The organism is Metaplanococcus flavidus, assembly GCF_042675885.1.
Taxonomy (GTDB): domain Bacteria; phylum Bacillota; class Bacilli; order Bacillales_A; family Planococcaceae; genus Planococcus; species Planococcus flavidus.
Genome location: NZ_JBHTKI010000002.1, coordinates 134,041 through 151,941, shown reverse-complemented (window position 1 = coordinate 151,941; position 17,901 = coordinate 134,041). Strand labels below are relative to the sequence as shown.

Here is a 17,901-nt window from a genome sequence, read left to right as displayed (position 1 = left end):
GGGGGGACAGATATGATAATCGGAAAAAATATACACAAATCCTTTGGTGATCTTGAAGTGCTTAAAGGCGTTGATTTGCATGTGAAGCCTCAAGAGGTGGTAGTTCTCGTCGGTGTCAGTGGATCCGGGAAAAGTACGCTTCTCAGATGTTTCAACTTTTTGGAAATGATCAACAGTGGGGAAATCATTATAGACGGTCATACCATTAATCCGAAAAAAGAGGATTTAGCTAAAGTTCGGGCTGAGGTCGGAATGGTGTTCCAGCATTTCAACCTGTTTCCGCATAAGACCGTTCTGGAAAATGTTATCGAAGCACCGGTTACGGTGAAAAAGATGAAAAAAGAAGAAGCGAAGAAACTGGGAATGGATCTTCTCAGAAAAGTCGGCCTTGAAGAAAAGGCCGATGTTTATCCAAGCAAACTTTCTGGTGGACAGAAACAGCGGGTTGCCATTGCGCGGTCGCTGGCTATGGAGCCCAAAGTTATGCTCTTTGACGAACCGACTTCGGCTCTTGACCCTGAATTGGTCGGAGAAGTGCTGCAGGTTATGAAACAGCTGGCTGAGGAGGGCATGACAATGGTTGTCGTGACCCACGAGATGAAATTCGCGAAAGAAGTTGCGGACCGGGTCATCATGATTGATCAGGGCACCATCATCGAATCGGCAGATCCAAAAAATTTCTTTGAAAATCCACAGAGTGAACGTACAAAACAATTCATTCAATTGGTTGAATAATATTGAAGGTGGCGATTCCATTTTTAAATGGAATCGCTTTTTTTCATTGGCAGGAATGTTTCGATGGCTTTAGAAAGGATAAACATAGAATATGAGGAAAAAATAAAAGGAGGTATTATGATGAAAGTAGCAGATATTATGACCAGTGAAGTGGACACGTGTATGCCGAATACTTCATTACAGGAAGCAGCAGCAAAAATGAAAGAGATTAACGTGGGATCTATTCCGGTAGTCGACAATGATAAACTGGTTGGTATTATAACGGACCGGGATATCGTTGTCCGCGGAATTGCAGAAAGCATTTCGCTGGATTCAGCAGTTTCGGAAATACTCTCTGAAAGCATTGTTACGGGAAGCAAAGAGATGTCGGTAGAAGATGCGGCGGAATTGATGGCCGACCATCAGATACGCCGTTTGCCAATTGTAGAAAATGATAAAATTGTTGGAATTGTATCGCTTGGGGATATTGCCGTGAAGGATAAATCATACGGCAACGCAGATATTGCGCTTGATGAAGTTTCAGAACCGGCTGAGCCGGAAAAATAATCATTGAAATATACAAACAAGAAAACCGGCCATCCCAGGCCGGTTTTCATAATTTTTGAAGCTGAATCTCCTATTCCACAGTTATCACAGAAGCTGATACCAATGGCATATCTTCTTCAGCATTGCCATCATAAATTCCTTCCACCCGAATCGTGTCATCCGGCTCAACTGGCGTTTCAGACATATTCCGAATGTAGACTTGATGATCGCCATTGCTGAGAATGAATGAAGGGAAGGCGACATCGTGAGTCAATTCCTCCACTGTGCCAGAAATTATTACAGCAGTACCATCTTCGATATTTCCTTCAGCCAGATCAGCAATCATTGCTGTTTCGGCATCTTCCACTTCTTCAGGTTCAGTGGGGTCGAGCTCATCACCTTCAGGAGCGGAAACTTCTGTTTGTGATTCATCTTCCAGTTCCGGTGTTTCTTCGCCGCCGCAAGCAGATAACAACAGCACTATACCTATTGGCAAATACCATTTCTTCATCCCAATCACTCCATCACCATAAATTTTGATGTTGTTAGAAATATACCCTTCGTTATGTGTTTCTTAAACGGTTTGTAATTTTGAAGTGAGCAATAAAGGATCGTTGACTACCTGTAACATTAGGAGAACAGGGTTTTTGAAGGGGAACAATCTTTTTTGTCGAATACCGTTAACTATGATAGAAGAAATGAGGTGCAGGCATGGAATTGTTTGAAATGCCCTATCAATTGGACAACAAAAAGAAGCATGTCCAGAAAGTCGCAAAGTTTGAGAAGACCAATATCGTGAACATGCAATTAGCTGAAGGAGAAGAAATTCCAGAGCATGATGCGGACGCAGACGTCTTAATCATTGTAAAGAGGGGCAAGCTCGAATTTACAGTAGAGGGTGAAAATGCGGAGGTCTCTCCAGAGACTATGATGAGAATGACGCCGAAAGAAAGACATAGCCTTCGAGCCCTTGAAGATTCGGATTTTTTGGTAATTCAAATCAAGCAATAGAAAATTTCGGGTCCACGTGACCCGGGATTTTTAGATTTTGGATAATTTCACATGGCTCAAGCCAGCTATTTCACCAGTCAAAGTCCTCGGGATATTTCGCCGAAACTTCAATTTCATGAATCTGTTTTTTTCCTGGTGTGGCAGCAGCCAGCACCTGCTGGCGGAACGCCTGATAATCTTTGTCCTGAACGGCGAGTTTCATAGCGATGGTGGACAGGCTTTGTTCACGCTCCTCTTTCGTCATGGCGATGTATTTTAAATTCAGCAGATCAACGTATTGGATCGCATAATTATTCACTGTGACCGGCTGGTCGAAAGCTTGTAAAATTATTTCGTACTGATTGTCAGGAATATGTCCCTGCAGGCAATCAAGAACAAGCGATTGAAAACGGTAAATGACGGGCAGGTGGATATCCCACACCGATTTTGAAGAATTTTTCTGATAAAGGCTGACGAAATCCTTCATTGCAATCGCAGCGTAAATCAGTTCAGGCCAAAGAATTTCCACAGAAAAGTAGATATTTTTATCTGGTGCAATAAATCCTTTTTCTTTCATCATATGTTCATGGAGGCCGTTAAAGACGAATTCGACATTGCGGTCTCCCTGGGCGGCGTGCCGGATTTCATAGGAAAGGCCGAGGAGGCGCATCCGCGATCCTTCGTAGCCGTGAAATTGTCCTTCTTTGCCGATTACTTTATAGAAAGCCTGGTTTAAATCATCGAGATCAAAGTAATCCCCACTTATTTTAACACCGGTATGATTCGGTGTGCTCATCATCGTCAGCATTCGAAATCCTCCTCAACGTTTCGGTTTATAGCCGAGCTGCCTGAATAATTCATTGCGCTCATCATTCGTTAAGTCGCGCCATTTTCCGACAGGGAGATCACCCAGCTGGATATTCATGATCCGGATACGCTGAAGGCTTCTTACTTCGTAGCCGAGTGCCGTACACATCCGGCGGATCTGGCGGTTCAATCCCTGTTTGATCGTCAACTTGAAAATATATTTTGTCAGTTTTTCTGCTTTTGCCGGAAGTGTGACTGTATCCAGAATTTTGATGCCTTCCTGCATCTTATTCAGGAAAGAGTCGGTGATCGGCATATCAACTCTGACAATGTATTCTTTTTCATGCTCATTTTCTGCCCGCAAAATTTCATTGACGATATCGCCGTCATTGGTCAGCAGGATGAGTCCTTCGGAATCTTTGTCGAGTCGGCCGACGTGGAAAATCCGCTCGGAATGATTCACGAAGTCGACGATATTTCCTTCGATATGGCGTTCGGTTGTGCTCGTGATGCCGACCGGTTTATTCAGCGCGAGATAAACGTATTCCTGTCGTGGCTGTTCGATCAATTTACCGTCGACATGCACGCTGTCACCAGGCTGGACTTTGCTGCCGAGTTCCGCCGGCGTCCCGTTAATAGTGACGCGACCGGCTTCGATGAATTTATCTGCCCCACGCCGGGATGTAATTCCTGTCTCACTTAAAAATTTATTGATTCGCATAATAAAATCCCTTCGACTTATAGAATTTGCTGTGTGTTTCCATTATACCCTCAAAAGGGACAGAACAAAACGAAGCGTTAATTACGTATATATGGAAAAAGAAAAGTTTAATCTATTGCAATTTTCTAAGTTGTTTGACAATATAGGAGATAAGCTGTTTCATTATGTGCAGACAAATCAATAATATAATGAAAGCGCATACATAACGGCAATTTAATCAAGGGGAGGAAACAGAATGGTAATGGAATATTCAGTACCGAACACAAGTGGGGCTAAGAGTTCTTTTAAGGAAAGGTATGAAAACTATATTAACGGTGAATGGAGAGCACCGGCAAAAGGGCAGTATTTCGATAACGTTTCTCCTGTAAATGGAAAGAAATTCACAGAAATTGCACGTTCGACCGCGGAAGATGTTGAAGCCGCGATTGATGCTGCTCATGCAGCCAAGGATGCCTGGGGAAAAACCTCGGTTACGGAACGCGCTAATATTCTTTTGAAGATTGCTGACCGGATGGAGGAAAACCTCGAACTGCTTGCAGTTGCAGAAACCTGGGACAACGGCAAGGCAGTGCGGGAAACTCTGAATGCTGATATTCCTTTGGCAATCGACCATTACCGTTATTTTGCAGGAGTCATCCGTGCCCAGGAAGGGTCGCTCAGCCAAATAGATGAAGACACTGTCGCCTATCATTTCCATGAGCCTCTCGGGGTGGTTGCACAAATTATTCCATGGAACTTCCCGTTGCTTATGGCGACTTGGAAACTGGCCCCGGCACTTGCTGCAGGGAACTGTGTCGTATTGAAACCGGCAGAGCAGACCCCTGCAAGCATTCTTGTATGGGCTGAACTGGTCGGCGATCTGTTGCCGCCGGGAGTTCTTAATATCGTTAACGGTTTCGGACTTGAAGCAGGGAAACCGCTTGCATCCAGTCCGCGTGTCGCCAAAGTCGCTTTCACAGGTGAAACGACAACTGGCCGGATGATTATGCAATATGCGTCGCAAAACCTGATTCCGGTTACTCTGGAGCTGGGCGGCAAATCACCGAACATCTTCTTCAAGGATATTATGGATCAGGATGACGCTTTCCTTGATAAAGCAATTGAAGGATTTGTCATGTTCGCGCTGAATCAGGGAGAGGTCTGCACGTGTCCTTCCCGTGTTCTGATTCAGGAAGATATTTATGAAGAATTTATGGAACGCGCGTTGAAGCGTGTTGAAGCAATCAAAATTGGTAACCCGCTTGATCCGGAAACGATGATGGGTGCGCAGGCTTCCCAGGAGCAGATGGAAAAAATCATGTCCTATCTGGACATCGGCAAGCAGGAAGGCGCGGAAGTCCTTGCCGGCGGCGACCGAAATGTGCTTGAAGGTGATTTGGCGGAAGGCTTCTATATCAAACCGACCGTGTTTAAAGGAAACAACAAAATGCGCGTATTCCAGGAAGAGATTTTTGGACCGGTCGTTTCCGTAACAACTTTCAAAACTAAAGAAGAAGCGATGGAAATTGCAAATGATACATTATATGGACTGGGAGCCGGCATCTGGACACGCGATACGCATACGGCTTACCGTTTCGGCCGCGGCATCCAAGCGGGACGAGTCTGGACAAACTGCTATCACCAGTATCCAGCTCACGCTGCATTCGGTGGCTACAAAATGTCCGGTTTTGGCCGTGAAAACCACAAAATGATGCTGGACCATTACCAAAACACGAAAAATATGCTGGTCAGCTACAGCCAGGACAAGCAAGGGTTCTTTTGATCGGAAGAAAAGGTCCTTCTTCATTGAAAGGGAGGAATTCCAATGGTTGAACGTGTCATAGCTACTGATGCCGCCCTTGAATTGATTGAGTTTTTAAAAGAGAAGCATGGACCTCTGATGTTCCACCAGTCAGGCGGCTGCTGTGACGGCAGTTCGCCAATGTGCTATCCGGAAGGCGACTTGTTTATCGGTGACCAGGACGTTTACATGGGAGACATTGGAGGCAGTAAATTCTATATGCACAAAAATCAGTTTGAATACTGGCGCCATACTCAATTGATAATTGATGTAGTACCGGGGCGCGGGGGGATGTTTTCACTTGAAGGCGTCGAAGGAAAACGCTTTTTGACGAGATCCCGAGCGTTTACAACGGAAGAAACGAAGGAATTGCAAGAACAGGTTTAAAGAGAAGGCGGGATTTTGATCCCGTCTTTTTTTGTTTGGCAAAATTATGGGGATGGGACTGTTATATATATACAATAAATTCACGTATGAATTTCGAAAATGAAATTGGAAAGTATTTGAGCCGAATTGGAAAGTATTTTAGGTGTTTTGGAAAGTATTTTAGCAGAACTGGAAAGTATTTTGGTTGAACCGGAAAGTATCGCCAAATTATGGAAATGTAATTTCAAGTATTTCAATATTTGAGCTGCCAAGACTTGTTAATAATTATTTCTGTAAAGAATTTCAAGTGAAAAACTGCATGATTTTCATCCTTTCTGAAATCCTAAAAAATGCATTGAATATCAAGCCCGACAAAGTGTATTTTTTCTTCAAAACCGCTTGCTGTCAATAGATTCCGCACTTGTTAAATGGTATAATGGGAGAATGAAAGGTGGTCATCAATTTGACGAAATTAGTTAACCGTATTTCTTTTGAGCAAGCCGAACACGCCATTTCCTATGCTTCACATTCACTTCATATTGAAGGCTTTGATGTGACACATGAGGACTGTAATTTTGTCCGCGCGGTTTTGACAGGAGAAAAAACGGAAGCTCAATTCCATAAGGCCATTCGAAACAGATTTGATGTCTAGGTATAAGCATTCTTCCATGTATTGCTATCCGGACTCGGACGTTCTGATCAATCACTTTTCCATCAAGGATGATAACAAATTGAAGGAATTGGAGACGGTGTATACATTGTTGCGCCTCTCTGAATTGAAGTTGAAAGAACCGGCTGATCCGCTGGATATGAATGCTTTCATAGAAATCCATCGGACTATTCTTCAGGATGTCTATCCTTTTGCCGGTGAATTGCGCAAAGAGATGATTTCCAAAGGGTCTTCTTCCTTCGCACATCCGGACCATATAGAAGTCCAGATGCACAGGATTTTTAATGAACTGGAAGAAGAAAATTATTTGAAAGATCTGCCGCGCGACAAGATGATCGAGCGATTGGCCCATTATCTTGCTGAGCTTAATGCGCTGCACCCATTCAGGGAAGGCAACGGGCGGACTGTGCGTGAATTTGCGCGCCAATTGATGGCAAATGCAGGTTATCAATTGAACTGGGAAAAGATTGCGGGTCCTGCAGAAATTATCAATGCATTTGTGGATTCATTCAATTCCACAAACGACCGGCTGAAAAACCTTCTTGATGAAATGATAAAACCATAGGATTGCCGCATGCGAAAGGCGGAAATCCTATGGTTTTATTGTTTTTTATTTTTCTGCAGCCACTCAATTCCAAATTCCACCAAGGGCCTCATATAGACCAGTTTCACCTCCGCCTGTCCCAGTTGGCTAATTTTAATTTCATCCGGATAATCTTTGGCGATATCCGGAAAGCGGTCCGAATCCATATCAACACATTCAAACCTTTGCCAAACTCTTTGGCCGTTTCGCGTAATCGCCGCTCCTTGCGGGGATGTCGTACGATGGTCTTGCGCATATTCGGCATAATGCAATGCTGTACAAGTGTCAAAACCGACTCCGATGAGCAGGATCTGAACATCAGCATCCATCATTTTCGCGAGCGGTGATCCTGCGCCGAAAGAATCATCCAACGGGTGATCACACATCCACAGCTCAGCATCCTTCCCCCAAGCCATTAGCGAGTGGGCAGGGTGCGCGCTGCGGATAGTGTCAGGATGTCGGTGGAAGCATTCGGCAATCTTGCCCATGCCCCTCAGCGGCGACAGATAGGGATCATAAGCTGGCAGTTTTTGACGCAGTTCTTTGTGCCAATTTTCGGGAATGGGCGGTTCCATCCAGTAAACTGGATCGGAGTTGTCAGCGGATTGTGAAGGCATCACAATCGTCCCGCTCTCCGTCACGGTTTCCATGAGGGCTTCAACGACCGCTTGGGCGCCGCCTGCAATCCAACCCATCGACATCAATGAAGAGTGGACCATGATCCGGCTGCTTTTTCCGATGCCGAGTTCTTTTAATTGTTTTTTCAGAGATTCCTTTGATTGGAAAACGGGTGTGTTTAAAATGCTCATCAATTCTGACATACAGCACCTCCTGTTCCTTCAATATACCATAAGGCTAAAAGTTGCCGGCTAAGAATTTTGGGTATAGCATTATTAGATGGAGAGCAATCAAACAATAAAATATTATATAAGTTGAAATAATAATTCGAGGCAACCGATATTCCGCAAAACAGCTTGCTTGCCTGGGGGCTCGCGCTGAGCTAACTCGGGCTCTTCGCCCGAGTGGATCTCAGCACTTCGCTTGGTCCCCTGGGCGTCTGCGCTGTTTTGCTCCATATCTCTAGAGATTTCTCTAGCGCCGGCGCGCCTCCGGTTTGAGCAGGATCATAATCTTTGCCGTTATCCAAAGCGACGAAGCGGCATATTTATGCTGAATCTTTAATTCAACTTATAGGAAGTTTATATTCAAATAGAATTGGAGTGGAAAATATGGAAGCCAGGCTAATGAAAGAATCCCGCACAATCCAGACGAAGTTGGTGCTTCCACCCGACACGAATCACATGAACTCGATTTTTGGAGGAAAAGTGTTGGCGTATATAGATGAAATTGCCGGTATTACGGCAATGAAGCATGCCCGCAGACAAGTTGTGGTGACGGCCTCCATCGATTCGGTCGACTTTCTGTCATCCGCACATGTCGGGGATGTCCTAGAACTTGAAGCGAATGTCACTTCAACCGGCCGCACTTCGATGGAAGTCTATGTGCGGGTGAAATCGAAGAATCTGCAGACGGGAGAAGAGCGTCTGACGACCGAATCGTTCCTGACGATGGTCGCGATGGGCGACGACGGCAAGCCTACACCGGTTGCAGCTGTGATCCCGGAATCCGAGGGGGAAAAACGATTCTTTGAAACTGCGCCAGCGCGCCGCGAACATCGAAAACAAAGAGCGAAAACACCGAGATAATAAAAAAGGTTCCGGAAAAATCCGGAACCTTTTTATATTTTCTTTTTAGATTGAACGTTAGCGAGTGTATTTCCCGGTTCGCCTTGAATGACCGACATGCTGCCATCGGTTTCGAGAACGACAGCCTGCACTTCCTCAAGGCTGCCTTTGCCTTGATTGCGGACAGCCTGCAAAACTTCAACTTCGTTGATTCGCTCTTTTTTCATGGTATCCTCCAGAAACGTGCCGTTTAAATACAGCAATCTGGGTTCTGACTTTATGAATTTATTGAAACTGTTCGAGCGAACTGCCAGAAAAGTCATTGCGTATTGCATGGCAATCAGCAGTGCGAATGCCGTCAATCCTTCGAGAAGGCTGACATCTTTGCTCAGTAAAATCGTAGCGAGTGTTGAACCGAGTGCAACGGTCACGACAAGATCGAAAGCGTTCAGTTTTGTCAGCGTCCGTTTGCCGGATATTCGCAGAAAGAAAATCAGTCCTACATACGCTAAAAATCCGACGGTGACAATACGGATAAAACTGCTTAAAGTGATTTCAAACATGATATCTCAATCCTTTCCTGTGGGAAAACGTTCATCGCTGGACTTACCCACATGTTGATAAGTCGATACAGTGGAATCCTTTAATATGAATGAAAAATTTATTCTCATTACACTCAAAGTTTTCCTGTATTCCATCCTTTCCCCTTATCGCTGAAGCCAAACTGATTTCAGCTTTTCATTTCTCAGTAATGCAGCGTTAAACTTAAATTTGGGTATAGATACATATAGAAGACAGAATATAAAAGAGGTGGAGAAAAATGAAAGTTTTACTGAAATTCATCCGGTATGCAGGGTTGGTCCTTTTCGTATTAAGTATCCTGTTGCTGCTGGCGACTATCCTCAATTTCTTTGTATCGTTCACGGACATGCAGTGGATGCAACCAATCTTTATCCGGCTCTATCTATTCTTCGCCGTCACAGGAATTCTTGCCTACATCCTGGTTAGGTTTCGGAGAAGGAAATAAAAAAAGAGCAGGCAAGAGTCGGCCGAAGGAAGTTCGGCCGACTCTTTGCGACGAAGCTAGCGCAGCGATGCAGGAGCACGGTTTTTGGCAAGCAAGCTGTTTTGCGGAATATCGGTTATCAGTCAATAATGTTCTTATCAAAATAAAAAAAGAGCAGCCGAAGCTGCTCTTTTACTTTCATACATATTTACTTTTTAGAAAGCAATTCCTCAAAATATGAACCGAATTCCTTCGAACGCTTCAGGATTGTGCTTGAAGAGACATCGAATTTTTCACTCAAGTCTTTTGGTGCAAGCATAGGTCCCTTGATCAATTCATGATCCTGCAGGAATCTCCAATAACCGCCCACAAGTGCCTCGGGCTTTTGCACGCTTGGCTGTTGGCTCGCGAGGTAGCTGCTCATGATGCTTGTCACGTTTTCGACCGTTTCTTCATCAAAGTCAGCTTTCTGCACATGTTTTTCGAGCTCATCCATCACGGATTGATGTTCCGGTGACAAGTCGATGCTGTCGTCAACAGTTCCTGTGGAATACTTGACGATGCTTTCTACAACCGATAAATAATTATCACGGACATAGTGCTCGCCATCCGTTGCATTTTCTTTCGCCATTTCGGCTTTCAATTGCTCGAAGAATGGTGCAAATTCACCCACGATGGTCAAATAGCCATTAAGGAATAAAGCACCTTCCCCTCCGACGCGCGAATCCGGCAGGAGAATTGCAAGCAAGCCCTGGCCATCTTCCATATCTGTCGGCGGCTGGTCAGCCATTGTATACGTGTCGCCGGTAAAGGCATCTTTGAACTGGGCTGAACTCTCGTCGCCTTTTACATATTGGCCGACGAATACTTTCACATCATTCCAGTTTTTAAGAACATCCTGAGTGGAAGGGCGCTGGGAGTTTTCAATCTGTTTGTCCAGGTGCTCCTGCCAAAGTTCGGGTTTTTTCATGAACAGGAAATTCTCGATGACAAATGCCTGCGCATCATTTTCTGCCATAGATTCCATCAGGCGTGGTTGCCATTCCTGCTGTAATTCGCGGAAATCCACAATCTGATCCTGATTCGGGTTTTCTGAAAAGAACAATTGGCGCACTTTGAATAGTTCTTCGTTCACCAAATCATTAATCGACACAGATTGTTCTTTTCCGTGACATTTCTTGTATTTCTTTCCGCTGCCGCATGGGCATGGATCATTTCTTCCTACCATTCCAATCACCTACATTTTTTCTTGAGTGTACCATACATTGCGGCTTCACTCAAAAGTCCGACGATTCTGACGTCGATTTCAATAAGGATTTCTTTATTCGTGACTGAATAATCGGATGTCCAATGCATCCAGCACATGCTGCGGGACAAAAAAACGGACCGTTACTAGCGGGTCGACTACCTGGCTGATCTGCGCTTCACCTGCGGCACTCATGAGCATCGTCATTTCACTGACACTCAAATCGGTGAATGGCAATAAAAGATCGATCATCTCTTCGGCTGCAATTTTTACAGCTTCATCGAGCGTCATTGCGGAAACAAGGAGTGAGACCCCATCTTTATTAGCCAGCACCGGATATTTTGAATGAAATCCTTTGATCACTTCAAGCGTGACCGTTGCACGTCCGGGCACTTCGATGCCGGAGACACTGATTTCACCGTCGCCCATGGCCGCGTGAAAATCACCAAGTGCAAACAAGGCACCTTCTGCAAAGACAGGGAAATACAAGGTGGCTCCCTTAGTGATCTGCTTTGTATCCATATTTCCGCCATGCGCACCCGGCGTTCCGCAGGAAACCGCTTTGCCTTCCGGAGCTACACCGATAACACCGATCATCGGATTGAGCGGCAGGTGCAATTTTTCATTGAAAAGAGCTTTGCCGTCCTCAATTGGAACGATTTTGGCTTCCATCTTTTCCATTCGATGGCCCATTACCCCCAGATCGGGGCCGGTGACCATCACGCCCTGATTGCCGATTTCCAGATCGTCGATCGTTACTTTAAGCAAATCTCCGGCGGCCGCACCTTCAATGTATATGGGTCCCGTCGCAGGATTGATGCGGTCCCAGTCGATTGCCGATACTTCCTGGTCGGCCCTCTGAATCTGATCGGTAAAGCAATCGAAGGTGTCGATTGCAACGGTATCACCGGATTGCACCCGAAGAACCGGGGGATTTATACTGGAGAATGAGTAAATGACATCATTGGTAGATAATTTATACATGGAATCTCTCCTTTTCTAATAATTTAGTTAATTGTAGCAATTGGCGGTTTGAATAGCAAAAGCCGGGATGCGGGCTGCTCGGCCGTATAGTATGATGAGAGAAAACAGAGTAGGCCAGGAAGGGGGGGTTTTGTGAAAATCACTGTCATCACGCAAAATGAACTGGAAGCACAGGGGTTGAAATGGATCGCGGAATCCCATTTGAACGGCGTGGAAGTGTCGTTCGCCAAAGAAGATGCAGCAGATTGTCTGATTGTTGATATGGATCTTTGGAGTGAGGAACTGGAGAAGGAATTTGCCCAGCGCGATATCCCGTGGATCGGACTTTCTTCTGGCCGAACATTCTTAACCGCTTACCGGGCGCTGAAGGGGAAAGCAGCTGATTTGCTGTTCCGTCCATTCGATCCATTGCTGCTGGTGAAGCAGCTTCAGCAGATCCGGTTCCAGCTGCGCAATGAAAATCAGGAAGAAGAGAACGTCAGAAGGAGTCTTTTAAGATATGAAGATTTTTTTGATGCAGATGTTTTAACACCGGCTGTGACGCTGGCAGCTTTTGTGTTGCCCGAAAAATCGGACTATCCTGTGCTGAGTAAAGAGCTGAAGAATTACCCGTTCCATAAAGGAGCTGAGGTTTTTGCTTTCTCCGATTTTGTGCTGGTCGCCTTTTTGACTGAAGATGAGCAATCCTGTATCGAAGAATGCCGGATGTTCTATGAATCATGGAAACGGGAGAAAAAAGGGGACTTATCAATTTTCGTCAATGCCAATCGCCAAAACCGGCTGAAAGAATATTATCAAGGAACCAGGGATATGACCTCGCTCATTTTCTATGAAGGCTATGACATATCGGTCATCGAATACGAGCCGATTGCCTGGCAGCCTCTTGATCCGTTCCTGTCACCGGTTGAACAGCGGCAATGGATTGAAATGCTGGAGAAAAAGGATAGTCGCGCCATCCATGCCTGGATGCAAAATGAGTTTCTATCTTATACGCGTCCCTACCCGGATCCCGAGATGATTCGCGTCCGGCTGACGAGTGTATTGGCCCAGGCGCGCCGTTATATGAAATCCGTCCATCTGCAGGATGAGCAGTGGGAGCGGAGCTATTATGACGTTTTTGAAATTATCGTCAAAGATCCAGTCGTTTATAAAATTGCCCAAGCGACGCTGAACTTCATCGTGAACATCGTTTCAGCTGCGGTTAAAAGTGCAGAAAGTGGGGAATCTGCCGCCGCGGAGGAAATTCGTGCTTTAATGGAAGCAAATTATTGGAATCCGGATTGGAATCTTTCCGCATGCGCGGACCATCTCGGCATGAACAAAAGCACCTTGAGCCGCCGTTTCCAACAACAAAATGGCCGAAAGTTCAGCGACTTGCTGATGCAGATCCGCATCCGCGAAGCCAATCGGCTGATGAAAGAAACGGGTATCCCGCTTGATGAAGTGGCAAGACTCAGCGGATTCGGCACCGCTTCCTATTTCAGCGCGGTCTACAAAAAGCATGAAGGGGTGACGCCTTCCCAGTACCGGCAGGGTGAAGTGCATTTATTGAAATAAAACGGCCTCGTCCTGAGAGCCGTTTTTCTATTTGTTAAAATATGCTTCTATAATTTACCGGAGTGAAATAAAACTAAAATATATGAGTTAAAATAGAAATGTTAAATATAAATTAATAAAAATGAAATATTTCACAATAAAATAACTGAATAATTCATTTAGAATGAAAATATACACAAAGGAGGAAGTTGAAATGAAAACGGTTTCAGAGCAAAAAGTAATCCAATATAGAGGAACAAAGCTGAATACTAAAGGCTGGCAGCAGGAAGCGGCGTTGCGCATGCTGATGAACAACCTGGACCCGGATGTTGCGGAACGTCCGGAGGATCTGGTGGTTTACGGCGGCATCGGCAAAGCGGCGAGAAATTGGGAAAGCTTTGATGCAATCGTCAAATCCTTGAAAGAGCTGGAAAACGATGAAACGCTGATGGTGCAATCCGGAAAACCGGTGGCCATCTTTAAAACGCATGAAAATGCGCCGAGGGTGTTAATCGCTAATTCCAATATCGTGCCGGCTTATGCCAACTGGGAAACGTTCCATGACCTCGATAAAAAGGGCCTGATGATGTATGGCCAAATGACAGCGGGCAGTTGGATTTACATCGGTTCGCAGGGAATCGTGCAGGGAACCTATGAAACTTTCGTGGAACTTGCGAAGCAGCATTTCGGCGAATCATTGAAAGGAACCATCACGCTTACCGCGGGACTTGGCGGAATGGGGGGCGCTCAGCCGCTTGCGGTAACGATGGCAGGCGGCGTCTGCATCGGCATCGAAGTGGATGAAACAAGAATTGACCGCCGCATTGCGACGCGCTACACGGATGTAAAAACCGATTCCCTGGATGAAGCGATCCGTTTGGCGGAAGAGGCGAGGGGAGAGGGCCGCGCATTGTCGATCGGATTACTGGGCAACGCAGCGGATATGCTGCCGGAAATGATCGAAAGAGGATTTATGCCGGATGTTCTGACTGACCAGACGTCGGCACATGATCCGTTGAACGGCTATATTCCGTCGAAGATGTCACTGGAAGATGCAGCGGCTCTGCGTGAAAGGGAGCCGGCTGGCTATGTGAAGCTTTCCAAAGCGTCGATGGCACAGCATGTTCGGGCGATGCTTGAAATGCAGAAGAAAGGTGCCATCACGTTCGACTACGGCAATAACATCCGCCAGGTCGCCAAAGACGAAGGTGTCGAGAATGCTTTCGATTTCCCGGGCTTTGTTCCCGCCTATATCCGTCCACAATTTTGTGAAGGTAAAGGCCCGTTCCGCTGGGTTGCATTATCCGGCGATCCGGAAGATATCCGCAAAACGGATGAAGTGATTCTTCGCGAGTTCAGTTACAATACGCATCTTTGCAATTGGATCAAGATGGCGCAGGAGAAGATTCAATTCCAGGGATTGCCTGCGCGCATTTGCTGGCTTGGATATGGCGAACGCGCACGCTTCGGAAAGATCATCAACGACATGGTGGCAAGCGGCGAACTGAGTGCACCGATCGTCATCGGGCGCGATCATCTGGACTCCGGTTCTGTGGCATCGCCAAACCGCGAAACAGAATCGATGAAAGATGGCTCGGATGTAGTGGCTGACTGGCCAATCCTTAACGCAATGGTCAATGCTGTCGGCGGCGCAACTTGGATTTCACTTCACCACGGCGGCGGAGTCGGCATGGGTTATTCCATACACTCCGGTATGGTCATAGTTGCGGATGGCACGAAAGATGCCGAAGCGCGGATCCAACGCGTATTGACGACAGATCCGGGAATGGGCGTAGCGCGGCATGTTGATGCGGGCTATGAAATTGCTGAGAACACGGCGCGCGAAAAAGGGGTCAATATTCCGATGATGAAAGGTGGCAACCCTCAAAATGACTAACACGGTTTGGATCAAACATGCACTTCTTGCAACCATCAAAGGGCAGCAAGGGCCAAGATCAAAAGAAGCGATGAGCGAACTCGGCTTAATCGAAGACGGAAGTGTCTGGCTGGAAGACGGGAGGATCAGCGCAGTGGGCACAACGGCTGAATTGGAAGGGAAATATGCAGATCGATCGGCAGAAGCCAAAGTCATCGATGCCAAAGGTCAATTGGTGACACCCGGCCTCGTCGATCCGCATACGCATGTTGCATACGGAGGCAGCCGCGAAGATGAATTCGAAAAGCGGCTGCAGGGCACTTCCTATATGGATATCATGAATGCGGGCGGGGGCATCCACGCAACGATGCGCATGACCCGCGAAGCGACCGAAGAGGAATTGGTGGAGCAAACAACGAAACGGCTCAATTCTTTTCTGGAACACGGCGTAACGACAGTTGAGGGCAAAAGCGGCTACGGCATGAACCTCGAAACCGAGATGAAACAATTGAAAGTCATGAAAAGACTGAATGCCGAACATCCGATAGATCTCGTTCCAACATTTATGGGAGCTCATGCGGTGCCATTCGAATACAAAGGAAAAGAAGACAAATTCGTCGATTACCTGATCGACACGATGCTGCCGGAAGTCGCCGAGCTGGCGGAGTTCAATGACGTGTTCTGCGAAAAGAATGTCTACACCCCGGAACAGTCGGAACGCATTCTGGAGGCAGGAAAAAAATATGGCCTGACGCCGAAAATCCATGCGGATGAAATCGTTTCCTACGGCGGTGCCGAACTCGCTGCAAAAGTCGGCGCCATTTCAGCGGAGCATTTATTGAAAGCTTCCGATGAAGGCATCCAAGCGATGGCAGATGCCGGCGTCATTGCCTGTCTGCTGCCTGCGACCGCACTTTATCTTCGGGAAGAAGCAGCGCAGGGACGGAAAATGATCGACTCAGGTGTGGCGGTCGCCATTTCAACAGATTGCAATCCGGGCTCGTCTCCTACTGTGTCGATGCCGCTCGTTATGAATCTGGCGTGCATCTCGATGCGCCTGACTCCAGCGGAAGCTTTGGTGGCGGCTACGTATAATGCCGCCTGCGCAATCAAGCGCGAAGACCGAGCCGGTTCGATAGAAGTCGGCAAACAGGCAGATATCGTTCTTTGGAAAGTGAAATCCTATCAGGAGCTTCAGTATTTATTTGGCGTTAATCACGTGCAGACCGTTTGGAAAAATGGTGAGAGGATGGTTGGATGATTTATTTGCAGAAACCGGACTGGAGCTGGCGGCCGTCGGAAAGTGTTACCCACGTGCATCAATGGGTCAAACAGGAGGGGAAGGCGGACGTCATTTTGTTTGGTGCGCCTCTTTCCCGTTCATCGATTTCGGCTTCGGCGGCTTCGTATTATCCCGAGGCGTTCCGAAAAATGTGGAAAGGTTTTGCCGCTTATAATCTGGATGAACGAATCGATCTGACAAAAGTTTCCGTGCGCGACGCCGGCGATATCATGATGCACACGACCAATATCAAAGAATCGCATCGGCGCATTGAAGACACAGCAGAAAGTCTGGCAGACAGCAAGTTGACTTGCATGATCGGCGGCGATCATTCAACGACCGCATGTGCTGTGAGAGGTGTGAAAAAAGCATTTCCATATGAACAAATTGGCATTTTGCAGCTCGATACGCACCTGGACGTGCGGGATCCGAAAGAATTGGGACCGGCGAATGGTACACCAATCCGCCAACTGATCGACGGCGGAACAGTCAAAGGGGAAGACGTTGTGAATATCGGTCTCCATGGCTATTTCAATACGAAAGAACTTGTGGAATATGCTGACGAAAAAGGCATCCAAATGGTGACGATGCAGCGTGCAAGAAGGGATGGTCTTACTGAGACAATCCAAAGGGCTGTGAAATCTCTTGGCCACGTGGACCGCATCTACGCAACCATCGATATGGATGTGCTGGATATCAGCGTTGCTCCGGGTGTGCCGGCTTCAACGCCGGGCGGCATGAAATCGGAAGAGCTGTTCGAAGCGTTGCTTGAAATCGGCAAAACAGAAAGAGTGAAGCATATCGATTTTGTCTGTCTGGATCCGCAAAAAGACAATCACGTTTCAGCCACAGTCAAAACAGGGGTCTATGCGTGGCTGCAATTTATGACCGGAGTTGCAATGAGGAAATAATCCAAAAAAAGAGAGGAGAGAAAAAAGCAACCGCTTAAAAAATTTATTTATGTTCGATTGTAGCATTGAATTTAACCATCTTAACCGTTCGACGAGCTACATCTCATTATACATTTGAGTGAAAATGAAATATTATCGTATAAATTTTACTCTACAAATTTATATTAAGTGAAAATAAATGTGATGACTAGAACGGTC

General features: G+C 46.4%; 20 protein-coding genes. 13 read left to right on the top strand and 7 right to left on the bottom strand.

The features are described from left to right. Positions 1 to 12: 12 nt before the first annotated feature. Together ACFQ1X_RS01170 and ACFQ1X_RS01165 are read left to right on the top strand one after the other, a co-directional pair. On the top strand, positions 13 to 735 hold the full coding sequence (locus ACFQ1X_RS01170) for an amino acid ABC transporter ATP-binding protein (RefSeq protein WP_144840517.1): 723 nt from the start codon (positions 13 to 15) through the stop codon (positions 733 to 735). Positions 736 to 855: 120 nt separating this feature from the next. Continuing rightward, complete coding sequence (locus ACFQ1X_RS01165) at positions 856 to 1,281, top strand: CBS domain-containing protein (RefSeq protein ID WP_379080999.1); 426 nt, start codon at positions 856 to 858, stop codon at positions 1,279 to 1,281. A 70-nt stretch (positions 1,282 to 1,351) separates the two neighbouring features. On the opposite strand, the gene ACFQ1X_RS01160 is transcribed toward ACFQ1X_RS01165, so the two are convergent. Beyond that, entirely contained in the window at positions 1,352 to 1,771 is a 420-nt protein-coding gene (locus ACFQ1X_RS01160) for a hypothetical protein (RefSeq protein WP_144840519.1), read from the bottom strand. Positions 1,772 to 1,971: 200 nt separating this feature from the next. Between ACFQ1X_RS01160 and ACFQ1X_RS01155 the strand changes: the two genes are divergently transcribed. Then, positions 1,972 to 2,271, top strand: a complete 300-nt coding sequence (locus tag ACFQ1X_RS01155) for a cupin domain-containing protein (RefSeq protein ID WP_144840520.1) — start codon at positions 1,972 to 1,974, stop codon at positions 2,269 to 2,271. A gap of 70 nt (positions 2,272 to 2,341) precedes the next feature. Here ACFQ1X_RS01155 and ACFQ1X_RS01150 read toward each other — a convergent pair whose 3' ends face one another. Further along, entirely contained in the window at positions 2,342 to 3,058 is a 717-nt protein-coding gene (locus ACFQ1X_RS01150; RefSeq protein WP_144840521.1) for a DUF6904 family protein, read from the bottom strand. 12 nt (positions 3,059 to 3,070) lie between these two features. Then, a complete protein-coding gene (gene rluF, locus ACFQ1X_RS01145; protein ID WP_144840522.1) occupies positions 3,071 to 3,778 on the bottom strand; it encodes a 23S rRNA pseudouridine(2604) synthase RluF in 708 nt (235 codons plus the stop codon). Between the two features lie 241 nt (positions 3,779 to 4,019). On the opposite strand from rluF, the gene adh reads away from it, so the two are divergent. From adh to ACFQ1X_RS01125, 4 genes are all read left to right on the top strand, one after another. After that, positions 4,020 to 5,540 carry an aldehyde dehydrogenase gene (gene adh, locus ACFQ1X_RS01140; protein WP_144840577.1) on the top strand — a complete coding sequence of 507 codons (1,521 nt, stop codon included), beginning with the start codon at positions 4,020 to 4,022 and terminating at the stop codon, positions 5,538 to 5,540. 42 nt (positions 5,541 to 5,582) lie between these two features. After that, complete coding sequence (locus ACFQ1X_RS01135; protein WP_144840523.1) at positions 5,583 to 5,945, top strand: DUF779 domain-containing protein; 363 nt, start codon at positions 5,583 to 5,585, stop codon at positions 5,943 to 5,945. Between the two features lie 442 nt (positions 5,946 to 6,387). Then, positions 6,388 to 6,576: a hypothetical protein gene (locus tag ACFQ1X_RS01130; protein WP_144840524.1), complete on the top strand. Its 189-nt coding sequence runs from the start codon at positions 6,388 to 6,390 to the stop codon at positions 6,574 to 6,576. A gap of 79 nt (positions 6,577 to 6,655) precedes the next feature. Further along, positions 6,656 to 7,159, top strand: coding sequence for a Fic/DOC family protein (locus tag ACFQ1X_RS01125; protein ID WP_379080994.1), 504 nt, complete (start codon positions 6,656 to 6,658; stop codon positions 7,157 to 7,159). 35 nt (positions 7,160 to 7,194) lie between these two features. On the opposite strand, the gene ACFQ1X_RS01120 is transcribed toward ACFQ1X_RS01125, so the two are convergent. After that, positions 7,195 to 7,998 (bottom strand): aminoglycoside N(3)-acetyltransferase, encoded by an 804-nt coding sequence (locus ACFQ1X_RS01120; RefSeq protein ID WP_144840526.1) that lies wholly within the window; start codon positions 7,996 to 7,998, stop codon positions 7,195 to 7,197. Positions 7,999 to 8,406: 408 nt separating this feature from the next. Here ACFQ1X_RS01120 and ACFQ1X_RS01115 point away from each other — a divergent pair, with 408 nt between their 5' ends. Beyond that, positions 8,407 to 8,883: an acyl-CoA thioesterase gene (locus tag ACFQ1X_RS01115; protein ID WP_144840527.1), complete on the top strand. Its 477-nt coding sequence runs from the start codon at positions 8,407 to 8,409 to the stop codon at positions 8,881 to 8,883. 32 nt (positions 8,884 to 8,915) lie between these two features. Here ACFQ1X_RS01115 and ACFQ1X_RS01110 read toward each other — a convergent pair whose 3' ends face one another. After that, a complete protein-coding gene (locus ACFQ1X_RS01110; protein ID WP_144840528.1) occupies positions 8,916 to 9,425 on the bottom strand; it encodes a DUF421 domain-containing protein in 510 nt (169 codons plus the stop codon). Positions 9,426 to 9,682: 257 nt separating this feature from the next. Between ACFQ1X_RS01110 and ACFQ1X_RS01105 the strand changes: the two genes are divergently transcribed. Beyond that, entirely contained in the window at positions 9,683 to 9,889 is a 207-nt protein-coding gene (locus ACFQ1X_RS01105) for a hypothetical protein (RefSeq protein WP_144840529.1), read from the top strand. Between the two features lie 187 nt (positions 9,890 to 10,076). Here ACFQ1X_RS01105 and ACFQ1X_RS01100 read toward each other — a convergent pair whose 3' ends face one another. After that, positions 10,077 to 11,096 carry an SEC-C metal-binding domain-containing protein gene (locus ACFQ1X_RS01100; RefSeq protein WP_144840530.1) on the bottom strand — a complete coding sequence of 340 codons (1,020 nt, stop codon included), beginning with the start codon at positions 11,094 to 11,096 and terminating at the stop codon, positions 10,077 to 10,079. A gap of 93 nt (positions 11,097 to 11,189) precedes the next feature. Then, complete coding sequence (locus ACFQ1X_RS01095) at positions 11,190 to 12,098, bottom strand: acetamidase/formamidase family protein (protein WP_144840531.1); 909 nt, start codon at positions 12,096 to 12,098, stop codon at positions 11,190 to 11,192. Between the two features lie 132 nt (positions 12,099 to 12,230). Here ACFQ1X_RS01095 and ACFQ1X_RS01090 point away from each other — a divergent pair, with 132 nt between their 5' ends. The 4 genes from ACFQ1X_RS01090 to ACFQ1X_RS01075 all read left to right on the top strand — a co-directional run bounded on the left by ACFQ1X_RS01090 (position 12,231) and on the right by ACFQ1X_RS01075 (position 17,703). Beyond that, positions 12,231 to 13,655 (top strand): helix-turn-helix domain-containing protein, encoded by a 1,425-nt coding sequence (locus tag ACFQ1X_RS01090; protein WP_144840532.1) that lies wholly within the window; start codon positions 12,231 to 12,233, stop codon positions 13,653 to 13,655. A gap of 193 nt (positions 13,656 to 13,848) precedes the next feature. Continuing rightward, complete coding sequence (gene hutU, locus ACFQ1X_RS01085; protein ID WP_144840533.1) at positions 13,849 to 15,531, top strand: urocanate hydratase; 1,683 nt, start codon at positions 13,849 to 13,851, stop codon at positions 15,529 to 15,531. Further along, entirely contained in the window at positions 15,524 to 16,771 is a 1,248-nt protein-coding gene (gene hutI, locus ACFQ1X_RS01080; protein ID WP_144840534.1) for an imidazolonepropionase, read from the top strand. The genes hutU and hutI overlap by 8 nt, the downstream gene beginning before the upstream one ends. After that, positions 16,768 to 17,703 (top strand): agmatinase family protein, encoded by a 936-nt coding sequence (locus tag ACFQ1X_RS01075; RefSeq protein ID WP_144840535.1) that lies wholly within the window; start codon positions 16,768 to 16,770, stop codon positions 17,701 to 17,703. Before hutI ends, ACFQ1X_RS01075 begins: the two co-directional genes overlap by 4 nt. Positions 17,704 to 17,901: the final 198 nt, after the last annotated feature.

Coding starts and splice junctions, on each gene's coding strand:
- ACFQ1X_RS01170 (WP_144840517.1), top strand. CDS start 13: ATGATAATCGGAAAAAATATACACAAATCCTTTGGTGATCTTGAAGTG.
- ACFQ1X_RS01165 (WP_379080999.1), top strand. CDS start 856: ATGAAAGTAGCAGATATTATGACCAGTGAAGTGGACACGTGTATGCCG.
- ACFQ1X_RS01160 (WP_144840519.1), bottom strand. CDS start 1,771: ATGAAGAAATGGTATTTGCCAATAGGTATAGTGCTGTTGTTATCTGCT.
- ACFQ1X_RS01155 (WP_144840520.1), top strand. CDS start 1,972: ATGGAATTGTTTGAAATGCCCTATCAATTGGACAACAAAAAGAAGCAT.
- ACFQ1X_RS01150 (WP_144840521.1), bottom strand. CDS start 3,058: ATGCTGACGATGATGAGCACACCGAATCATACCGGTGTTAAAATAAGT.
- rluF (WP_144840522.1), bottom strand. CDS start 3,778: ATGCGAATCAATAAATTTTTAAGTGAGACAGGAATTACATCCCGGCGT.
- adh (WP_144840577.1), top strand. CDS start 4,020: ATGGAATATTCAGTACCGAACACAAGTGGGGCTAAGAGTTCTTTTAAG.
- ACFQ1X_RS01135 (WP_144840523.1), top strand. CDS start 5,583: ATGGTTGAACGTGTCATAGCTACTGATGCCGCCCTTGAATTGATTGAG.
- ACFQ1X_RS01120 (WP_144840526.1), bottom strand. CDS start 7,998: ATGTCAGAATTGATGAGCATTTTAAACACACCCGTTTTCCAATCAAAG.
- ACFQ1X_RS01115 (WP_144840527.1), top strand. CDS start 8,407: ATGGAAGCCAGGCTAATGAAAGAATCCCGCACAATCCAGACGAAGTTG.
- ACFQ1X_RS01110 (WP_144840528.1), bottom strand. CDS start 9,425: ATGTTTGAAATCACTTTAAGCAGTTTTATCCGTATTGTCACCGTCGGA.
- ACFQ1X_RS01105 (WP_144840529.1), top strand. CDS start 9,683: ATGAAAGTTTTACTGAAATTCATCCGGTATGCAGGGTTGGTCCTTTTC.
- ACFQ1X_RS01100 (WP_144840530.1), bottom strand. CDS start 11,096: ATGGTAGGAAGAAATGATCCATGCCCATGCGGCAGCGGAAAGAAATAC.
- ACFQ1X_RS01095 (WP_144840531.1), bottom strand. CDS start 12,098: ATGTATAAATTATCTACCAATGATGTCATTTACTCATTCTCCAGTATA.
- hutU (WP_144840533.1), top strand. CDS start 13,849: ATGAAAACGGTTTCAGAGCAAAAAGTAATCCAATATAGAGGAACAAAG.
- hutI (WP_144840534.1), top strand. CDS start 15,524: ATGACTAACACGGTTTGGATCAAACATGCACTTCTTGCAACCATCAAA.
- ACFQ1X_RS01075 (WP_144840535.1), top strand. CDS start 16,768: ATGATTTATTTGCAGAAACCGGACTGGAGCTGGCGGCCGTCGGAAAGT.